The organism is Francisella salimarina, from assembly GCF_007923265.1.
Lineage (GTDB): Bacteria > Pseudomonadota > Gammaproteobacteria > Francisellales > Francisellaceae > Francisella > Francisella salimarina.
Genome location: NZ_VOJA01000004.1, coordinates 335,183 through 352,588, shown reverse-complemented (window position 1 = coordinate 352,588; position 17,406 = coordinate 335,183). Strand labels below are relative to the sequence as shown.

Here is a 17,406-nt window from a genome sequence, read left to right as displayed (position 1 = left end):
ATTTTTAATAAAATGGCTTTGGAAAAATTTGAACTTGAACTAGTTTCATTTAAAGATATTACAGACAATGTTAGACATTTCGTATTCAAAAGAACTGATGGTAAACCTCTTAACTTTATCGCTGGGCAATTTATCACATTCCTATTAACAGATCAGGAAGGTAACCTAAAACGCAGAAGCTACAGCTTAGGCTCACTACCTTCTGATAATATGCTTCTAGAAATAGGTATCACTTATGTAAAAGGCGGTGTAGCAACTGATACTTTCTTTAATATGAAAATTGGTGATACTGCTCCTGCTATGGGACCAGCGGGTAGACTTGTTCTAAAAGAAGAAGAAATTAATAAATTAGTTCTGGTTGGTACTGGTACTGGTATTGTACCATACAAAGCAATGTTCCCAGAGCTGTTAGAAAGGGCTGACAACACTGAAATACATATACTACTAGGAGTCCAATATCGCAAAGATGCTCTTTATCAACATGATTTTATAGAGTTTGCAAAAAAGCATGATAACATTCACTTTAAGTTATGTCTTAGTAGAGAAACTCAAGATCTTAAAGATTATGAGATCTCTGGATATGTTCAAAATCAATTTGAAAGTATAGGGCTAAACCCTGAGACTGATATTGTTTACGTTTGTGGCAATCCCAATATGATTGATCAATCATATGAGATGCTTACAAATGCAGGTTTTGGACCTAAGAGTGTACGTAGAGAGAAGTATATTTCTTCGAATTAAGCTTGATACTGTGGATATTTTAAGCTACAATCTCTGAGCTATTCTAATAAGGGATATGGTGCTTAGATGAGATAGTCTAAGTGGCGATGTCAGATTATAAATATAAGGAAACTATAAAAATGAGACAAGAAATTCATCCTAAATATACTGAAGTAAAAGTAACTTGTAGTTGTGGAAATACTTTTGTTACTAAATCAACTTCTGGTAAAGATGCTATGAACATCGATATCTGTTCACAATGTCATCCGTTCTACACTGGTAAGCAAAGAATTGTTGATACAGCTGGACGTGTTGATAAGTTCAAGAAGAGATTCGGTGGTATCAAGAAAGTATAGTTTTTTACTTCACTTGTACCATAATATCAAAACCAGCCTTGAGCTGGTTTTTTTATGCCTATCAATTTATACAGAAATAACAAATTAAAACAAAGTTTAACAGCACCCTTTTGAAGATTCGTAATACCTATTAATATATTCGTCTAGAGATATGCTATCATTTGCAACCAACTCTTTCTCTGCGACTTCAGACTGAGAAACTTGACTTTGTAGTTCAGACTCAACATCTGCTGATAGCGCATAGCCTCTGAACTCTTCAGAGGCTTTTTGAGACACCTTTAACGCAAAATTTTTATATCCTTGCTCCTCTGCAATCTTAACTATTTTAGAAGATGGTGTTTTATTAATATCCAAAATCTTTTGTTTTTCTAGATATACTGCTTCAAGATACTCAGATGACATCTTTTCTGCTGTTGCTTCAATCTTATCAAACAACTCTAATGCATAATCCTTCAATAAGACTTCTCTAGCATCACCTAGTTTTTTTAGCTTAAGCTGTGGATTACGACCCTGTATTGCCACAGCAGTCAAATTTTGCTTAGCCTGCTTGATTTGTTCTTTACTATATCTTACTGCGCCTTCCTCCAAACAAGTCATCAACATTGCTTCAACGAAAAGAGCTGTATTTTTACTTATTCCAACTGGAGTAAAAGGGTCAACATCAAGAACTCTAACCTCAATATACTCTACACCTCGGTTATATAATGCACATGCAGGTCTTTCACACCTTTTAGCTATCTGCTTAGGTCTAATCGCACTGTAGTACTCATTTTCTATCTGTAAAATACTCTCGTTTAGTTGCACTCTTTGACCTTCAGCATCATATAAACCCAAATTTCTATAATCATCAAAAATATCATCAGTCGCATGTATCAAATCTTTAACATAAGATTTAACATCATTATATGATATAGCCAGATCCTTTTGTGCTGGACTCGTATAACCAAGATCACTCATTCTCAAGCTTGTAGCATATTTGCCAACAAAAAACTCATCATCTAAATCTGACAAGTAGTTAGGCTTATTTTTAACAGAAGTCTTAGCACATATTGGACTAGCTCCAAATAGATATGGTAATAACCACATAAATTCAAAATATTTATTAAGAACATCAAAATAAACATCAGAAACTGAACTTTGCTTATCACTAGCAATATTTTCTATCAGCTTTCTATCAAAAGAGAAATTATAGTGTATGCCTGAGATTATTTGCATAATCTTACCATATCGAACAGACAATCCCTTGCGATAAACTCTCTTCATCTGTCCAGAGTTCGAACTACCAAAATCAGCCTCTTCTATTTCACTTTCATCAGCTGAAAGAGGCATACTAGTATTAAGTATAATCTCATTATCTGCCATATTCGCTAATGTGAAAGCTGAAAGGTCATATAGCTCACAAAAAGTACTTTCTATACTCTCATGAGGTTTAGTAATCAACTCAAGAAGATTCTCCGAAAAATCAACAGTTATACTACTATTAGTTAGTTTATGCCCAAGAGCATACGGGTGGCACGAATCAGCAAGCACTCCACTACAAGTGATTCTCAAAGTTTCTCTTTCTATTCCCCTAAGATTATTTATTTTTTTGAAATCGTACATTTTTATCCTAAATAAATTTGTCCTGATAGTTTGATAAAACTATTACTGTTTTAAATCTTTCAAAGATCTAAAACCTCCCAGTACTATCATAACTACAGAATAAGCAATTATACCACTAGACACTATTAGAGCTATACTTTTGAGTCTATCAAACATTGATAAAGTAATCCAATAACTATCACTTAGATTAAATGATTTTAATACTAAAACCATACATATACTAGCAATTGTTATCCTAAAAATTGTCATCAAATCTAAATAACTATCAACAAATAATCTAATATTAAAATCACAAAGCACCCACATCTGAATAACCAAATTGATTAATGCAACAGAGGAACTTACCAACGCTAAATACAAAAATGCATGATCATCTTTTGCAAACAAATTCACAACTAGCATATCAGCAACTATAGTAATTATTAGACATATTAAACTAATATAAAAAACTATTGAGGTTTTATTCTGTATGTAAAGTGCTGAAACAACTACTCTGACGATTACAAAACAACACAATGATACTAAATAACCAAGCAAAGCCAGATAAGTAAAATCGATATCCTGCAAATTAAACTTACCATAGAAAAATAGTGAAATAACGATAGGCTTAGCCAATATAAATAGACCTATAACGGCAGGAACTGTTATTATTAAAGTAAATCTCATAATAAAGCTTAATGTCTGGAAAAATTTCTGCTGGTTTCTCTTATAGTTAATTAGGTACGGAATCATAACCGTTGCTATAGCTGTCCCAAAAACCCCATATAAGAATTGATTAACTCTATCTGCATAATATAGCCACGCCAAGCTTCCAGATAGCAAAAAAGATGCAAAAAATGTTTCTATCAATCCATTTATTTGTAATATTGCTGTTCCGAAAAATGCTGAAGGAAGTTTTTTTAAGAATGTTCTTGACCTGAGATCCTTAACCAAAAACACATCTTGATTAAGCTTAACCTTACCCATTAGTCTTTTAAGACTATACCCTCCAATGATAACTTGGATAATCCCTGCTAAGAGAACCGCATAAGCAACACTAAAGATAGGAACATTAAACATTGGTGAGATAATTATACCCACTATCATTAAAATATTTAGTACAATTGGTAGGATTGACGATATTAGATATTTACTATAACTATTTAAGATAGCCGATATCACTCCCATAATCCCATTGAACAACAAGTACGGGATCATGATCACAAACATGCTTTTGACTAAGCTCAAAACACTTCTATCATCAACCAGGCCATATGCATATATTTCCACCCAAACATTACTAAAGACTATTGCTACAATAGTCAAAACCAATAACAATAAAGCTATGAAGTAAAGTACAGTTATAATAAACTTTCTGTTTCTATCATTAGTACTACCATTTAAATATGGATTAATTATTTGTGTCAAAATACCAGATGACGTAACCTTGCGCATGAATTCAGGAAACCTAAAAGCTACCAAAAACGCTTGTAAAGCTGATCCACTACCAAAAAAACTAGCTAATAATAAGTCTCTAACAAAACCTAATAATTTCGATAAAAATAAGAATACAGATACAATTAAACTATTTGAGAAGAACTTTTTCATTTTCTCAAGTCACAGAGATACTCATTAAGATTAATTTGACTCTACTTGTGTTTTTTCACTAACTTGCTGCTGAACCTCAGAAGATTCTTGCTTTTGTCCTTCTTGTTTAGACTGAACATTTGGATTCCAATATACCTCTAAACTCTCCTGCTCTTTAACAGCTAATTCTTTCTCTTCTGCTGTAAGCTTTATTTTAGCTAGCTCCTGCTCGGCTTTCTTTAATCCGCTCTTATCAGAGAGATTTGGCATACAGTACTGATTAAACTGACGCCAAAAACCTAGTAGTGGATTATTATATAACTGAATAGCCTCTGATAGATATGCATACTTAGCAACTTTATTGTCAGTCAATGACGCCATAATAGCAAATGCTGGTGCATATGGCTGTGTTATAGCTTCACGTGCATACTTATACGCTCGTTGCTTATCACCTTTAGCGATAAGTGCCTCTGCCATCCCAGCATGTTTAAACGCATGCTTACCTTGAGTAATATTTTTATACTCTGCATAATAAGCCTCTGCTAGGCCAGCCTCTATTTCAGATGAATGATCTAAGTTATATGCCTTCTGATACCACTTAATAGCATAGTTAGGGTTTTTAGGTAATCCACCAGTTCCATTTAAATAAGCATCTGCAATAAAAGCTCTACCCAAAGACATACAGTATGGATACTCTTGGATAAATTTTTGCTGATTGTTAATTAAATAAGCTCCTCTAGCTTCTAAACTACCATTAGCTATAGCAAGCTTATACCACTTATAAGCCTTAGCAACATTCATACCTGGTACTTTATCATTTCTCACATATAAGTTACCTAGCTGATTTTGTGCAATATCATAGCCCAAATTCGCAGCCTTGGTTATATATTCAATCCCTTTAGGTTGATCAACCTCAATACCATCTGCTCCAAAGAAATATAACTCACCAATCAAATATACCAAATATGAATAAGACCTAATTCCTTCAGGATCAGTTGGGGCACCATTTTTCTCATAGAAATCAGCAGCCCAAAGAGCATAATCTAAAGCATTTTTATCACTCATATCAAGTTGAACATTTGCTTCTGCCAAAAGCCCTGTAGCTCTAGCATCAGTTTTAAGATATGGCTTACATGATTCTAAGACTCTTTCATACTCTTGATCAACACCATCTTTATAACACTCTTTTAAAGTTGCGTATGATGAACCAAAGAACATAACTGATAAAAAGGTGATTATAAACCTAACTTTCATCCTTCTCTCCCACAGACAAATAATATAAATACAAAATATTTTTAACAGTATAATATACTTTCATACCATATTTATAGAGATTTTTAACAAAAATCTATTTGCCTGCCATTAGGTAAATATTTTATATATATATCAGTACTGTTTTTTGGCAAGAACCCTTTACCTTTTTCTGGCCACTCAACAAAACAGATTGAATCATTATTAAAATAGTCTCTAACACCTATCCATTCAAGCTCTTCGGGGTCTGCTAATCTATACAAGTCAAAATGATAAATATTAAAATTATCAAACTCATAACTTTCAACCAAGGTATAAGTTGGGCTTTTAACATTGCCTTTATAACCCAAAGACTTAAGCACCCCTTTTACAAAGGTAGTTTTGCCAGCACCCAAGTCCCCATGTAAATATATAATCTGACCTACTTGAAGTTTTTTGGCATACTCTTGAGCAAACTCAAACAGATGCTTTTCACTTTTCACTATTATGCTTTTCATACTGCTTTATAAACTCTCCAGCTAATACAAATGATCCAAAAACAACTGTTACCGTATCTTTTTTTGACAAATATATACTACCTAGGTCTGTATTAAAATCAACTCGCACAATTTTTTGTGATTCAAACTCTTGCTTTATTTTGTCTAAATCAGCCGCTCGACCATCCAAATATTTAAGATCCACAATATCCCATTTATGTATACGGTCTCTTGCTATATTTAATATCTCATGTAGATCCTTACTTGCTAAAATCCCAAATACCGCCTCATACCTGACATTATTATTGCCAAATTTTGCATCTAAAAGCTCAAATAAGTGCCTCACAGAAGCTGGATTATGTGCAACATCAACAACAACATAACTATTATTGAAACTATTATTTTTTAATATTGAAAATCTTGCTTTAGCTCTTATCTCTTCTAAATTTGGAATATAAGATATCAACAACTTATTAAAAAGATAATTAGCTATACTTACGGCAATATTATAACTATGTATAAAGCACTCACTAGAACTATACTCATGATTTTCTTCATAAATTATTGCACCACAAGCTTCTGCATATTTATAAACACTATCAGGCATTTTTGTTCCCAAGAACAAAGGTACTCCTACCCTAGCTATACCAGCCTTTTCATGTCCAATTTTATCTAACGTATCACCAAGAACTTCACAGTGATCAAAATCAATATTAGTAATAGCTGTAATGTCAGCATCTATTATATTTGCTGCATCTAAACGACCACCTATACCGACTTCTAAAATCAGATAATCAATAGCAACCTTCTGAGAATACATACAAGCACACAAAAAAGCTATTTGATAATAAGATAGTCGATATTCAGGAGTTATCTCATCTAATCTTTCTAATAGCTCTAATAAAACATTATCTGGAATCGATTTCTTATTTAGAGATATTCTTTCATTAAATTTAAAAACATGCGGAGATGTATGACTTAACACCTGCTTGTTATTCGACACTAATAGCTCTTCTAACATAGCTACTGTAGTACCTTTACCATTTGTCCCCGCAATTGTTATTACTTTAAACTTTTTGGTAAAGTTAAATCTATCAAGAATAAGTAACAGATCTAAAAGATCACAGTTATGAGCATCTGGCTTAGCCATTATTTTAGCTATTTTGACTTCAATGCTCATCTTTAATTTAGATTATACTTGCTGTTCAGATTTATATTCTAGAGATTGAGAATGATTAATTTTAGTCAAGTTAGGCATAAGCTTATCTATTAACTTTGCAACTTCTTCTCTTAAGTTTCTACGATCAACGATCATATCTACCATGCCTTTCTCTACCAAAAACTCACTTCTTTGGAATCCTTCAGGTAATTTTTCTCTTACTGTCTGTTCAATCACTCTAGGTCCAGCAAAGCCTATCAGAGCTTTTGGTTCAGCAAGATGTACATCACCAAGCATAGCTAAAGACGCAGATACACCACCTGTAGTAGGATCTGTCAATACAACTAAATATGGTAGCTTAGCTTCTGCCAATTTTTGTAAAGCAGCACTTGTCTTTGCCATCTGCATTAATGAAAATAGAGACTCTTGCATTCTAGCTCCGCCACTTGCTGTAAAGCATACAAAAGGAACTTTTTTCTCGATAGCAAGCTTAACACCTCTAGTAAATTTTTCACCTACAACAGAACCCATAGAACCACCTAAGAACATAAAGTTAAATGCTGCAGCAACTACTGGGAATCCTTTTACAGTTCCTTCCATCACTACCAATGCATCTTGTTCTTCAGTTTTTTTCTGTGCTTGAGAAAGTCTATCTTTATAAGACTTAGTATCTTTGAACTTAAGCATATCCACAGGAGATATATTAGCAAAATGCTCTTTTGTACTCTCTCTATCGAAGAATAAGTTTAGTCTGTGTCTAGCAGATATTCTGTAATGATAATTACAGTTTGGACACACTGACTTATTATTGTGTAACTCTTCAGAGTACAACGTTACTCCACAGCTTGGACATTGACTCCAAACTCCTGTAGGCATATCTTTTTTCTGTGCTTCTAAACCAAGACTTCTACCAATTACTCTAGTTAACCAACTCATTATCAATCTCCTCCTAGGTATTATTCGATATAGACCGGCTTAGCCAACAATCTCTATATCACTAAAGAAATACTTAATTTCTTGTGCTGCTGTTTCTGGAGCATCTGAACCGTGCACAGCATTAGCATCAATACTATCAGCAAAATCAGCTCTAATTGTTCCAGCATCTGCTTCTTTAGGGTTTGTAGCACCCATCAACTCACGATTTTTAGCTATCGCATTTTCACCTTCTAATACCTGTATCATCACAGGACCTGAAATCATAAACTCTACAAGAGCGCTAAAAAATGGTCTATCTTTATGCACTGCATAGAAGCCTTCGGCCTCTGTTTTTGACAAATGTTTCATTTTAGCTGCAACAACTTTCAAACCAGACTTCTCAAAACGTCTGTAAATTTCTCCGATTATATTCTTTTCTACAGCATCTGGTTTAATAATAGATAAAGTTCTTTGATTACTCATTTAATTAATTCTCCAATTCTTAGTTAATTCAGATTATATCACTTTTATTGACAAAATTTCAAAACTAGGGATTATTTATTAGATTTTTCGATAGCTGCTTGAATGTATGATTCAAATAATTTATGCCCATATCTAGGAGTAGATGTAAATTCTGGATGAGCTTGGCAAGCTATAAACCATTTGTGTTCAGAAATTTCTATTAGCTCCATTAACTTATCATCTTCAGATCTTCCTGAGAAAATCAGACCCGCACTTTCTAAACGATCAACATAATTATTATTTACTTCATATCTATGACGGTGTCTTTCAATTACCTCATCTGCCTGATAAATTTCTCTAGCACGGGAACCTGCTTTTAACACACATTTATACCCACCTAGACGCATTGTACCACCTAGATCTGACTCATGAGTTCTTTGGTGTATAGTACCATCCTCTGCTTGCCACTCTGTTATTAAACCTATGACTGGATTAGAGGTTGATGGATCTAATTCACTTGAGTGTGCATCTTGTATACCCAATACATTTCTAGCATACTCCACAACTGCTAACTGCATCCCCAAACAAATACCCAAAAAAGGAATTTGATTTTCTCGAGCATACCTAATAGAGACTATTTTACCCTCAACACCTCTGCTACCGAAGCCACCAGGTACTAAAATAGCATCAGCATCGTTAAAGAATGACTCTACATTAGTATCATTAACCTCTTCAGAGTCAACAAATTTTATTTTCACTTTAACACCTCTTTTATAACCTGCATTATAAAGGGCTTCGTTAAGAGACTTATATGCTTCTGTAAGAGATACATACTTACCTACCATTGCGACAGTTACTTCACCTTTGACATTTCTAATGGTACTTACAACATTTTGCCACTCAGATAGATCTGCTTCTTTTGTGTTAAGGTTTAATAGTTCAACCAACTTAGCATCAAAACCTTGATGATTATATTTAAGTGGCACTTCATAAATAGTATCAACATCTTCAGCTGTGAATATACAATCTTGATCAACATTCGTGAAAAGAGCAATTTTACGCTTCTCACTTTCATCAAACTTTTTCTCACAGCGACAAACCAACATATCAGCCTGAATTCCAATTCCTCGTAATTCTTTAACTGAATGCTGCGTTGGCTTTGTCTTCAACTCTCCAGCTACTTTTATATATGGGAGCAGAGTCAGATGTACAAATAATGTCCTATTTCTACCAAGCTCAATTCTTAGCTGTCGTATTGCTTCTAAAAATGGCTGAGACTCTATATCACCAACAGTTCCACCAATTTCAACAATTGCCACATCGACATCCTCAGCAATCCCTTCACATACTCGTCTTTTTATTTCATCTGTGATGTGAGGTATTACTTGTATAGTAGCACCGAGATAGTCGCCCTTACGCTCCCTTCTTAAAACACTTTGGTAAACCTTACCAGTTGTAAAGTTGCTTGCTTGAGTCATTTTATTACGAATAAAACGCTCATAGTGACCTAAATCAAGATCAGTCTCTGCCCCATCTTCAGTTACAAAAACTTCACCATGCTGTAATGGGCTCATTGTCCCTGGATCAACATTTATATATGGGTCGAGCTTCATCATAGTTACATTTAAGCCACGACTTTCTAAAAGAGTTGCCAAAGAGGCTGCAGTTACACCTTTACCCAACGACGATACAACGCCACCTGTTACAAAAATAATTTTAGTATTTGGATTCATTTGAACACATGAAAATATAAAAAATCATGGAACATAATAATAACATTTTTAAGGGCATGTTGCTATTTGAAAATATGACAATCTTCGTTAATTTTTGTATCCATTTTTTATCAAATGCTGATAATCTAAATAAATACTCATAATAAAATTATTCCATAGATGAGAAGTCAAAAAAAAATACAAATGCCTGATACTTTAGTGATACTATTCTGTATCGCAATCCTCGTAGCAATCACAAGCTATTTCATACCAGTTGGTAAATTTGATGTAAAAAAAATCCAATACTCTTCAGATGGCCAAACATATTCTAGAAATGTATTAGTTGCTGATAGCTTTCAATATAAATTAGATTCTCAAGGCAATCCAGAAACATCTCCTGTCAAAGTCTTTGCAACTGAAAATAGTCAAAGTCGAGGTTTTACTAATTTCATATATGATGGTATAACTTCAGGCTCAAAAGATGGTGGTGCTGTTGCAATTATAGCTTTCTTATTAATTATAGGAGGATCTTTCGGAGTTCTTCTTAAAACAAAAGTTATTGATCAATCAATTCTCAGAGTAGTGAATAAATTCCAAAATAACAAAATCATTCTACTACCCGTTTTATGTTTTATTTTTTCTTTAGGTGGCGCTGTATTTGGTATGGGAGAGGAAACGATTCCTTTTATAATGTTGCTTGTGCCAATTTTTGTACTTATTGGGTTTGACGCTCTAACTTGCACTGTGGTTATCTACTTAGCAACTCAAATTGGGTTTGCAACTTCTTGGATGAACCCTTTCTCAGTTAGTATTGCTCAAGGAATTGCAGAAATTCCAATATTATCAGGTAGCCTTTTTAGGATTATTATGTGGTTTATATTTACTCTATCTATAAGTATTTTTGCAATGATCTATGCACTAAAAATACAAAAGAAACCTCAATCCTCACCTATGTATATTTATGATAATTTCTATAGAAACTCTGATGAACATAGCTTAGAACAAACACAAAAAATGTGTATTTACTCATGGTTAATACTCTTGAGTTTAATCGCTACAATAATATGGCTAGTGTATGGCGTAGTAGAACTAGGCTATTATATCCCCGAAATTGCGACACTTTTTACAATACTAGGACTATTAACTGGGCTGTTTGCTATAGTTGGTAAAGTAAATGGTATGAACTTAAACATTGCTATTGATGCTTTCAAAAATGGTGCCAAAGATCTTTTACCTGTTTGTTTAATCATTGGTTTTGCTTATGGTCTGATATATCTTATGGGAGGCTCTAATCCCCAAGATTACACTATGCTAAACACCATATTACACTATGCTTCAGAAGCTATATCAGGTACCAATGAATATGTATCTGCTATAGGGATGTTTTTCTTCCAATCAATATTTAACTTCTTTGTTACATCTGGCTCAGGCCAAGCAGCTCTTACCATGCCAATTATGTCGCCATTAGCAGACCTAACGGGCCTAAGTAGGCAAATTGCTGTCTTAGCATTCCAACTTGGTGATGGCTGGACACATTGCTTAATGCCTACATCAGCTACACTTATGGCTGTACTTGGTGTTGCAAGAATACCTTATGGGTTATGGCTAAAATTCATCTTTAAATTCTATCTATATCTAATGACTTTAAGCTCTATTATGATAATTATAGCTGTGTACATAGGATATAAATAAAATCTCAACCATTTAAATATTTATTCACATTATACGCAATAAAACCCTTGATATCGAATATTAATTTGATAACATGAATAAATATTCAATAAACAACTGGTAGTAAAAATGTCAATCTCATATCAAAAAGTCGCAAGTCATGAAGCAAAAAAAGGTGATTTCAAACGTTGTCTTCTACTATACTCAGGTGGGCTTGATACATCAGTTATGCTCAAGTGGATTCAAGAAGAATATGATGTTGAAGTTGTTGCTTTAACTATAGATATTGGTCAAGTTGCTGATAATCTAGAACAAATAAAACAAAAAGCTATCAGCTTAGGTGCTATAGATGCTGTGGTGTATGATGCCAAAAATCGTTTTGCAGATGAGGTTATAAGCAAAGCTATTAAAGCAAATGCCGATTATCAAGGTGGCTATGCTCTTTCAACACCTCTTGGCAGAGTTATTATTTCAGAGATAGCTGTTGAAGTAGCTAAGAAATATGATTGTCAAGTTGTTGCTCATGGCTGTACAGGCAAAGGCAATGATCAAGTTCGTTTTGAAAGCTATCTAACAACATTAGATGAAAATATAAAAACAATTGCTCCTGTTAGAGAATGGGGAATGGGTAGAGAGCAAGAATTAGAATACGCTGAAAAACATGGTATTCCAGTTAAGCAACAAAAAGATAAACCTTACTCTTATGATGAAAATATGTGGGGTAATACCGCAGAAGGTGGCGAAATAGAACATTCAAATTTAATTGCTCCTAAAGAGGCAATTTTACAATGGTGTAAGACTCCCGAAAATGCTCTTGATAAACCACAAAATATTACCTTAGAGTTTGTCAAAGGTATACCAACCAAGCTAGATGGAAAAGCTATGCCTTTAGCAGAACTAATAATGCAATCTAATAAAATAGGTGGCGAACATGGTGTTGGGGTATTTAACCTTATTGAAGATAGATTGATTGGTCTAAAAGTTAGAGGTATTTATGAAAACCCAGGTGCTAGCATTATAATAGCTGCTCACAAAAAGCTTGAGCAACTTGTTTCTACCCGTCAGGAAAATGAGCTAAAAACATTTATGGACAACAAATGGGCTTACCTTGCTTATGCTGCTGAATGGTATAACCCTGTTATGAATAATATTCTTGCATTTATCGAAGAGCAAAATAAAAAAGTAACGGGAAAAGTGACTGTATCTTTATATAAAGGTAATATAGAAGTAGTAGCAGTCGAATCACCATTTTCTATGCTAAAACCTGAGTTAGCAACTTTTGAAGCTGGTGGCGATTTATTTAATCATAATGCTTCTGCTGGATTTATAGAACTTCACAGCTTAGCTCAACGTACAGCATATTCAATAATGAAAAATAAGAAGTAATATTATGAGCAAAAAACTTTGGCAAACAGAAACAGATAAGCTCTTACCTATAGTTGAAAAATATACTGTAGGTCAGGACCATATACTTGATCAGAAACTATTAAAATACGATCTACAAGCTAGTTTAGCTCATGCAAAAATGCTTTATAAGATGAAAATCATTACTAAAGATGAACTTAATCTTCTCAAAAAAGGATTACAAGAAATACAAGAGCTCCTATCTAACAATGAATTTAGAATAACTCAAGATCAAGAAGATGGTCATACTGCAATTGAACAGTATTTATGTACGCATTATGGTGAAGTTGGCAAAAAGATACACACAGGTAGAAGTAGAAATGATCAGTCATTAGTGATGCTACGTCTTTTCATGATAGATAAGATTCAATTCTTAGAAAAAACTATTCAAGAGAATATCTACACTCTTCGCTCTAAAGCTAGTAAATTCAAAAATATACCCATGCCTGGCTATACGCACATGCAAAAAGCAATGCCAACTACGGTTGCAACTTGGTTGGGTTCTTTTGCTGATGCACTAGCAGACACTCTGTTATTAATATCAGCTACTAGCAAAGTTATTAACCAAAATCCCCTAGGATCTGCATCAGGATTTGGTATCAGCAACTTCAAACATGATAAAGAATATACCACCGAACTACTTGGCTTTAATAGAACACAAGACAACCCTATTTATTGTGCATTCTCTAGAGGATATTTTGAAAAGCTGATGCTACAAACATTCTCAAACCCTATAAGCATCTACTCAAGATTTGCTAATGATATGATGTTATTTACAATGGCAGAATTTGATTATTTTAGTCTAAGCAACTCATATACGACAGGGTCATCAATTATGCCTCAAAAACGTAATTATGATTTATTTGAAATCATGAGAGGCAATGCAAAACTGTATCTAGGTTACCTCCAACAAATCACTTCTATAATTGATAGTGTCCCTAGTGGTTATAATCGTGACTACCAACTAACAAAACTACCATTCTTTGAAGCTATAACTCTAATCGAAGATACCGCTTTATTATTTAACTCAACAATCAAGGATTTGAATGTTCATATAGATAAACTAGAGCAAGCAATGACCCCTGACTTGTATGCTACCGAAGAAGTATATAAATTAGTAGAACAAGGTCTGTCTTTCCGTGATGCTTATGTAGCTATCAAACTTAAACTAAATAAATAATTCTAGTATTTTTGCAAAAAATAGATATATTCTTCTGAAAAGCTTATAATTGCGATATCTCAATATCGTTAAAATAACGAAGGCTGAAATAAGACAGTGGTTAGTTTATATAAGGGAAATTTATGGATAAATCTGATATTTATAACGATCTAAGACAGCTCATTCTTAGCAAAGAATTTTCTTCTCAGAACGATATCTGTGATACTTTGGAGCGCCTAGGCTATAGTGCTAGCCAGTCAAAAGTTAATAGAATGCTCAAAAAAATTGGTGCCGTTAAAGTCAAAAATGAAAAAAGCACTCTAGTATATAAAATACCCAATGAGCCAGCTCCTCCAATAATGACTGATAATATTTCATCTTTAGTTATCAAGATTGATGCAAATGAAGCTATTGTTATAATCGATACTGCTCCAGGTGCCGCACAATTAGTAGCAAGAACTTTAGACTATAATAAAAATAGCTTTGAAATAATTGGTATAGTAGCCGGTGATGATACAATTTTTGTTGCTCCATCATCAATCAAAAATATTAAAAAATTAAAAACGAACATAGAAAACTTTTTATTTTCAAAGATTTAGATTTTTTATTATACTCACAGCTTCAGTAAGATTTTCTCTATCTATAGTTAGTGGTGGCAATAAACGAATAGTATTATTTCTAGTTTTTACAGCAAGTATGCCTAGATTTAAAAGTTCTTGATAAAAACTCTCAAAATATTGCGGATATATTTGCAAAGCAATAAATAAACCTTTTGCTCTTATTTCTTGGATATATTTAGAATTTATTTTTTTTAACTGATCTACAAATAAGCTTCCTAAAACTCCTGCTCTCTCAGCTAAAGCCTCTTCATCCAAAATATTAAGAGCCTTATACGCCACAGCAGAAGCCAATGGATTCCCTCCAAAAGTACTACCATGATCACCAGGGTGTAACACTTCCATAAGATCTTCTTTGCCTAGAAATAGTGAAATAGGTAAAACTCCTCCTCCCAAAGATTTCCCCAATGTCATCCCATCAGGATCTAAACCATAATGCTCTTTAGCAAAATTTTTGCCAGTACGTCCCATACCTGTTTGTATCTCATCTAGAATAAACAGCACATTATTCTTTTTGCAAATTTCTTGGCACTTATACAAATACTCCTCATTTGGAATAATCACTCCACCCTCACCTTGGATAGGCTCAATAATTATTGCTGCTGTATTTTTTGTAATAGCGTTTTCAAGAGCATCTAAATCATTATAAGGTATTGAGATAAAACCCTGAGGCATAGGACCAAACTTATCTTTATAAGCATAATTCGATGATGTACCTATTGCCGTTATTGTTCTACCATGAAAGCTATTATCAAAAGTTATTATTTCTACCAAACCATCTGGAATCTGCTTTTTTACATATCCCCACTTTCTAGCTACTTTTATTGCAGTCTCTATAGCTTCAGCACCACTATTCATAACTATAGCCTTATCCATACTTGTTAGCTCACAAGCTTTCTTTAATAAATTTGCCAAAGGCTCATTGTGAAAAAGTCTTGGCACAACTGAAATTTTATTCACTTGCTCAAACAGAGCTGACAAAATTTTAGGGTTATTATGTCCAAAATTCACAGATGAAATACCTGTTGCCATATCGATATATTTTTTACCCAAACCATCATATACGTAAGCATTTTCCCCTTTGACTATATTTATAGGCATGGCTGCTACTATATTTGCACCATACTGCTTTGTAATATCAACAACTGTTTCCATAACTTTCTCCCTCACAACAAATGAATAAATAAACACAAACTAACCCTTATTGTAAATTTTTATTCTTTTTTGGTAAATAATTATTCACAGCAAGTTTTTAAAATGTTACAGTGTTCATCAAGTATTATGAGTTGTGAGCAAATAATGATTTCAAAAATATGCATAGCTGGAATAAATGGTTACACAGGCCAGCTTCTTAAAAAATTAATAAGTAAACACCCAAATTTTGAATTAGCTGGGAGCTTAGGAATATCTAAGCAAGAAAATAAAGAATACACATATTCTTTGGATGAATTAAGTGCTGAAAACTTCGATGTGGATTTTTTATTATTAGCTACACCAGCAGAGATTTCTATAGAGATACTACAAAAGCTCTATGAGAAGAATATAAAAACAAAGGTCTTAGATTTAAGTGGCGCTTTTAGACTAGATAAAGATTTATTAGCATCTTGGTATGGATTATCTCACTCTATTGAAGGCATAGAACAAGGTGCCAAATATGGACTTTCTCCATATGTTAAATTTACTCAGCAAGATTCCATAATAGCGAACCCTGGATGCTATGCCACATGCGCATTATTATCACTACTTCCCCTACTAAAGCATAATCTAATAAAATCCAACAATATAATTATAGATGCCAAATCAGGAGTCTCTGGAGCAGGAAAAAAACCAAGACAAGATCTAATGTTCTCAGAGATGCTTAACAACTTTTTTCCATATAAGATTGGCAAACATCAACATATTCCTGAAATTCTAAAAGCTTTAACAGAGTTTGATATTAAAGAAGATGAGCTTTATTTCAACACAAGTATGTTACCGATTCATTCTGGCATTGCGATGACAATTTATGCTGATTTAAATTTAGAAACTACAACTTCAGAAGAGAATATTAGTGATTTAGTTAGCGATGCTTATAACAAAGAATATGCTGAGTACCCTTTATTTAAATTCATTGATATAGCAGCAGAGACAGATAGTACAGAAGTATCATCATTTTTATCAATTAAAAGTATCGTTGGCACACCCAACACTCATTTAGGATTTTCGATTAAAAATAATAAAATCATAATTTTTTCTTTTATCGATAACTTACTAAAAGGCGCTGTTACTCAAGCAATTGAGAATTTAAACAGCTATTACGGACTTCCTATAACCACAGGATTATAAAAAAGGAGATA

General features: G+C 33.4%; 16 protein-coding genes. 7 read left to right on the top strand and 9 right to left on the bottom strand.

Annotated elements, in window-relative coordinates; all coding sequences use genetic code 11:
- Window positions 1-12 precede the first annotated feature (12 nt).
- Both FQ699_RS07240 and rpmE read left to right on the top strand, forming a co-directional pair.
- Window positions 13-741 carry a ferredoxin--NADP reductase gene (locus FQ699_RS07240; protein WP_146421897.1) on the top strand — a complete coding sequence of 243 codons (729 nt, stop codon included), beginning with the start codon at window positions 13-15 and terminating at the stop codon, window positions 739-741.
- A gap of 119 nt (window positions 742-860) precedes the next feature.
- Window positions 861-1,076, top strand: a complete 216-nt coding sequence (gene rpmE / locus FQ699_RS07235; protein ID WP_013922062.1) for a 50S ribosomal protein L31 — start codon at window positions 861-863, stop codon at window positions 1,074-1,076.
- Window positions 1,077-1,172: 96 nt separating this feature from the next.
- Here the strand turns inward: rpmE and gshA are convergent, their stop codons facing one another.
- The 8 genes from gshA to pyrG all read right to left on the bottom strand — a co-directional run bounded on the left by gshA (window position 1,173) and on the right by pyrG (window position 10,240).
- On the bottom strand, window positions 1,173-2,678 hold the full coding sequence (gene gshA, locus FQ699_RS07230; protein WP_146421751.1) for a glutamate--cysteine ligase: 1,506 nt from the start codon (window positions 2,676-2,678) through the stop codon (window positions 1,173-1,175).
- Between the two features lie 42 nt (window positions 2,679-2,720).
- Window positions 2,721-4,265, bottom strand: a complete 1,545-nt coding sequence (gene murJ, locus FQ699_RS07225; protein WP_146421750.1) for a murein biosynthesis integral membrane protein MurJ — start codon at window positions 4,263-4,265, stop codon at window positions 2,721-2,723.
- A 30-nt stretch (window positions 4,266-4,295) separates the two neighbouring features.
- Window positions 4,296-5,498, bottom strand: coding sequence for a tetratricopeptide repeat protein (locus FQ699_RS07220; protein ID WP_146421749.1), 1,203 nt, complete (start codon window positions 5,496-5,498; stop codon window positions 4,296-4,298).
- A gap of 83 nt (window positions 5,499-5,581) precedes the next feature.
- On the bottom strand, window positions 5,582-5,992 hold the full coding sequence (gene tsaE / locus FQ699_RS07215) for a tRNA (adenosine(37)-N6)-threonylcarbamoyltransferase complex ATPase subunit type 1 TsaE (RefSeq protein WP_146421748.1): 411 nt from the start codon (window positions 5,990-5,992) through the stop codon (window positions 5,582-5,584).
- Window positions 5,967-7,151 (bottom strand): bifunctional folylpolyglutamate synthase/dihydrofolate synthase, encoded by a 1,185-nt coding sequence (locus tag FQ699_RS07210; RefSeq protein ID WP_146421747.1) that lies wholly within the window; start codon window positions 7,149-7,151, stop codon window positions 5,967-5,969. Before FQ699_RS07210 ends, tsaE begins: the two co-directional genes overlap by 26 nt.
- A 12-nt stretch (window positions 7,152-7,163) precedes the next feature.
- Complete coding sequence (accD, locus tag FQ699_RS07205; protein WP_146421746.1) at window positions 7,164-8,066, bottom strand: acetyl-CoA carboxylase, carboxyltransferase subunit beta; 903 nt, start codon at window positions 8,064-8,066, stop codon at window positions 7,164-7,166.
- A 39-nt stretch (window positions 8,067-8,105) separates the two neighbouring features.
- A complete protein-coding gene (gene ndk / locus FQ699_RS07200) occupies window positions 8,106-8,528 on the bottom strand; it encodes a nucleoside-diphosphate kinase (protein ID WP_146421745.1) in 423 nt (140 codons plus the stop codon).
- Window positions 8,529-8,599: 71 nt separating this feature from the next.
- Entirely contained in the window at window positions 8,600-10,240 is a 1,641-nt protein-coding gene (gene pyrG, locus FQ699_RS07195) for a CTP synthase (RefSeq protein WP_146421744.1), read from the bottom strand.
- 159 nt (window positions 10,241-10,399) lie between these two features.
- On the opposite strand from pyrG, the gene yfcC reads away from it, so the two are divergent.
- The 4 genes from yfcC (at window position 10,400) to FQ699_RS07175 (ending at window position 15,052) form a co-directional block, all read left to right on the top strand.
- Window positions 10,400-11,911: a putative basic amino acid antiporter YfcC gene (yfcC, locus tag FQ699_RS07190; protein WP_146421743.1), complete on the top strand. Its 1,512-nt coding sequence runs from the start codon at window positions 10,400-10,402 to the stop codon at window positions 11,909-11,911.
- 108 nt (window positions 11,912-12,019) lie between these two features.
- Complete coding sequence (locus FQ699_RS07185; RefSeq protein WP_146421742.1) at window positions 12,020-13,276, top strand: argininosuccinate synthase; 1,257 nt, start codon at window positions 12,020-12,022, stop codon at window positions 13,274-13,276.
- Between the two features lie 4 nt (window positions 13,277-13,280).
- A complete protein-coding gene (gene argH / locus FQ699_RS07180) occupies window positions 13,281-14,474 on the top strand; it encodes an argininosuccinate lyase (protein ID WP_146421741.1) in 1,194 nt (397 codons plus the stop codon).
- A 122-nt stretch (window positions 14,475-14,596) separates the two neighbouring features.
- On the top strand, window positions 14,597-15,052 hold the full coding sequence (locus FQ699_RS07175) for an arginine repressor (protein WP_013922047.1): 456 nt from the start codon (window positions 14,597-14,599) through the stop codon (window positions 15,050-15,052).
- Here FQ699_RS07175 and rocD read toward each other — a convergent pair.
- A complete protein-coding gene (rocD, locus tag FQ699_RS07170; RefSeq protein WP_146421740.1) occupies window positions 15,041-16,225 on the bottom strand; it encodes an ornithine--oxo-acid transaminase in 1,185 nt (394 codons plus the stop codon). The two genes, FQ699_RS07175 and rocD, sit on opposite strands and share 12 nt — an antisense overlap.
- Before the next feature lie 102 nt (window positions 16,226-16,327).
- On the opposite strand from rocD, the gene argC reads away from it, so the two are divergent.
- A complete protein-coding gene (argC, locus tag FQ699_RS07165; protein WP_224728123.1) occupies window positions 16,328-17,395 on the top strand; it encodes an N-acetyl-gamma-glutamyl-phosphate reductase in 1,068 nt (355 codons plus the stop codon).
- Window positions 17,396-17,406 lie beyond the last annotated feature (11 nt).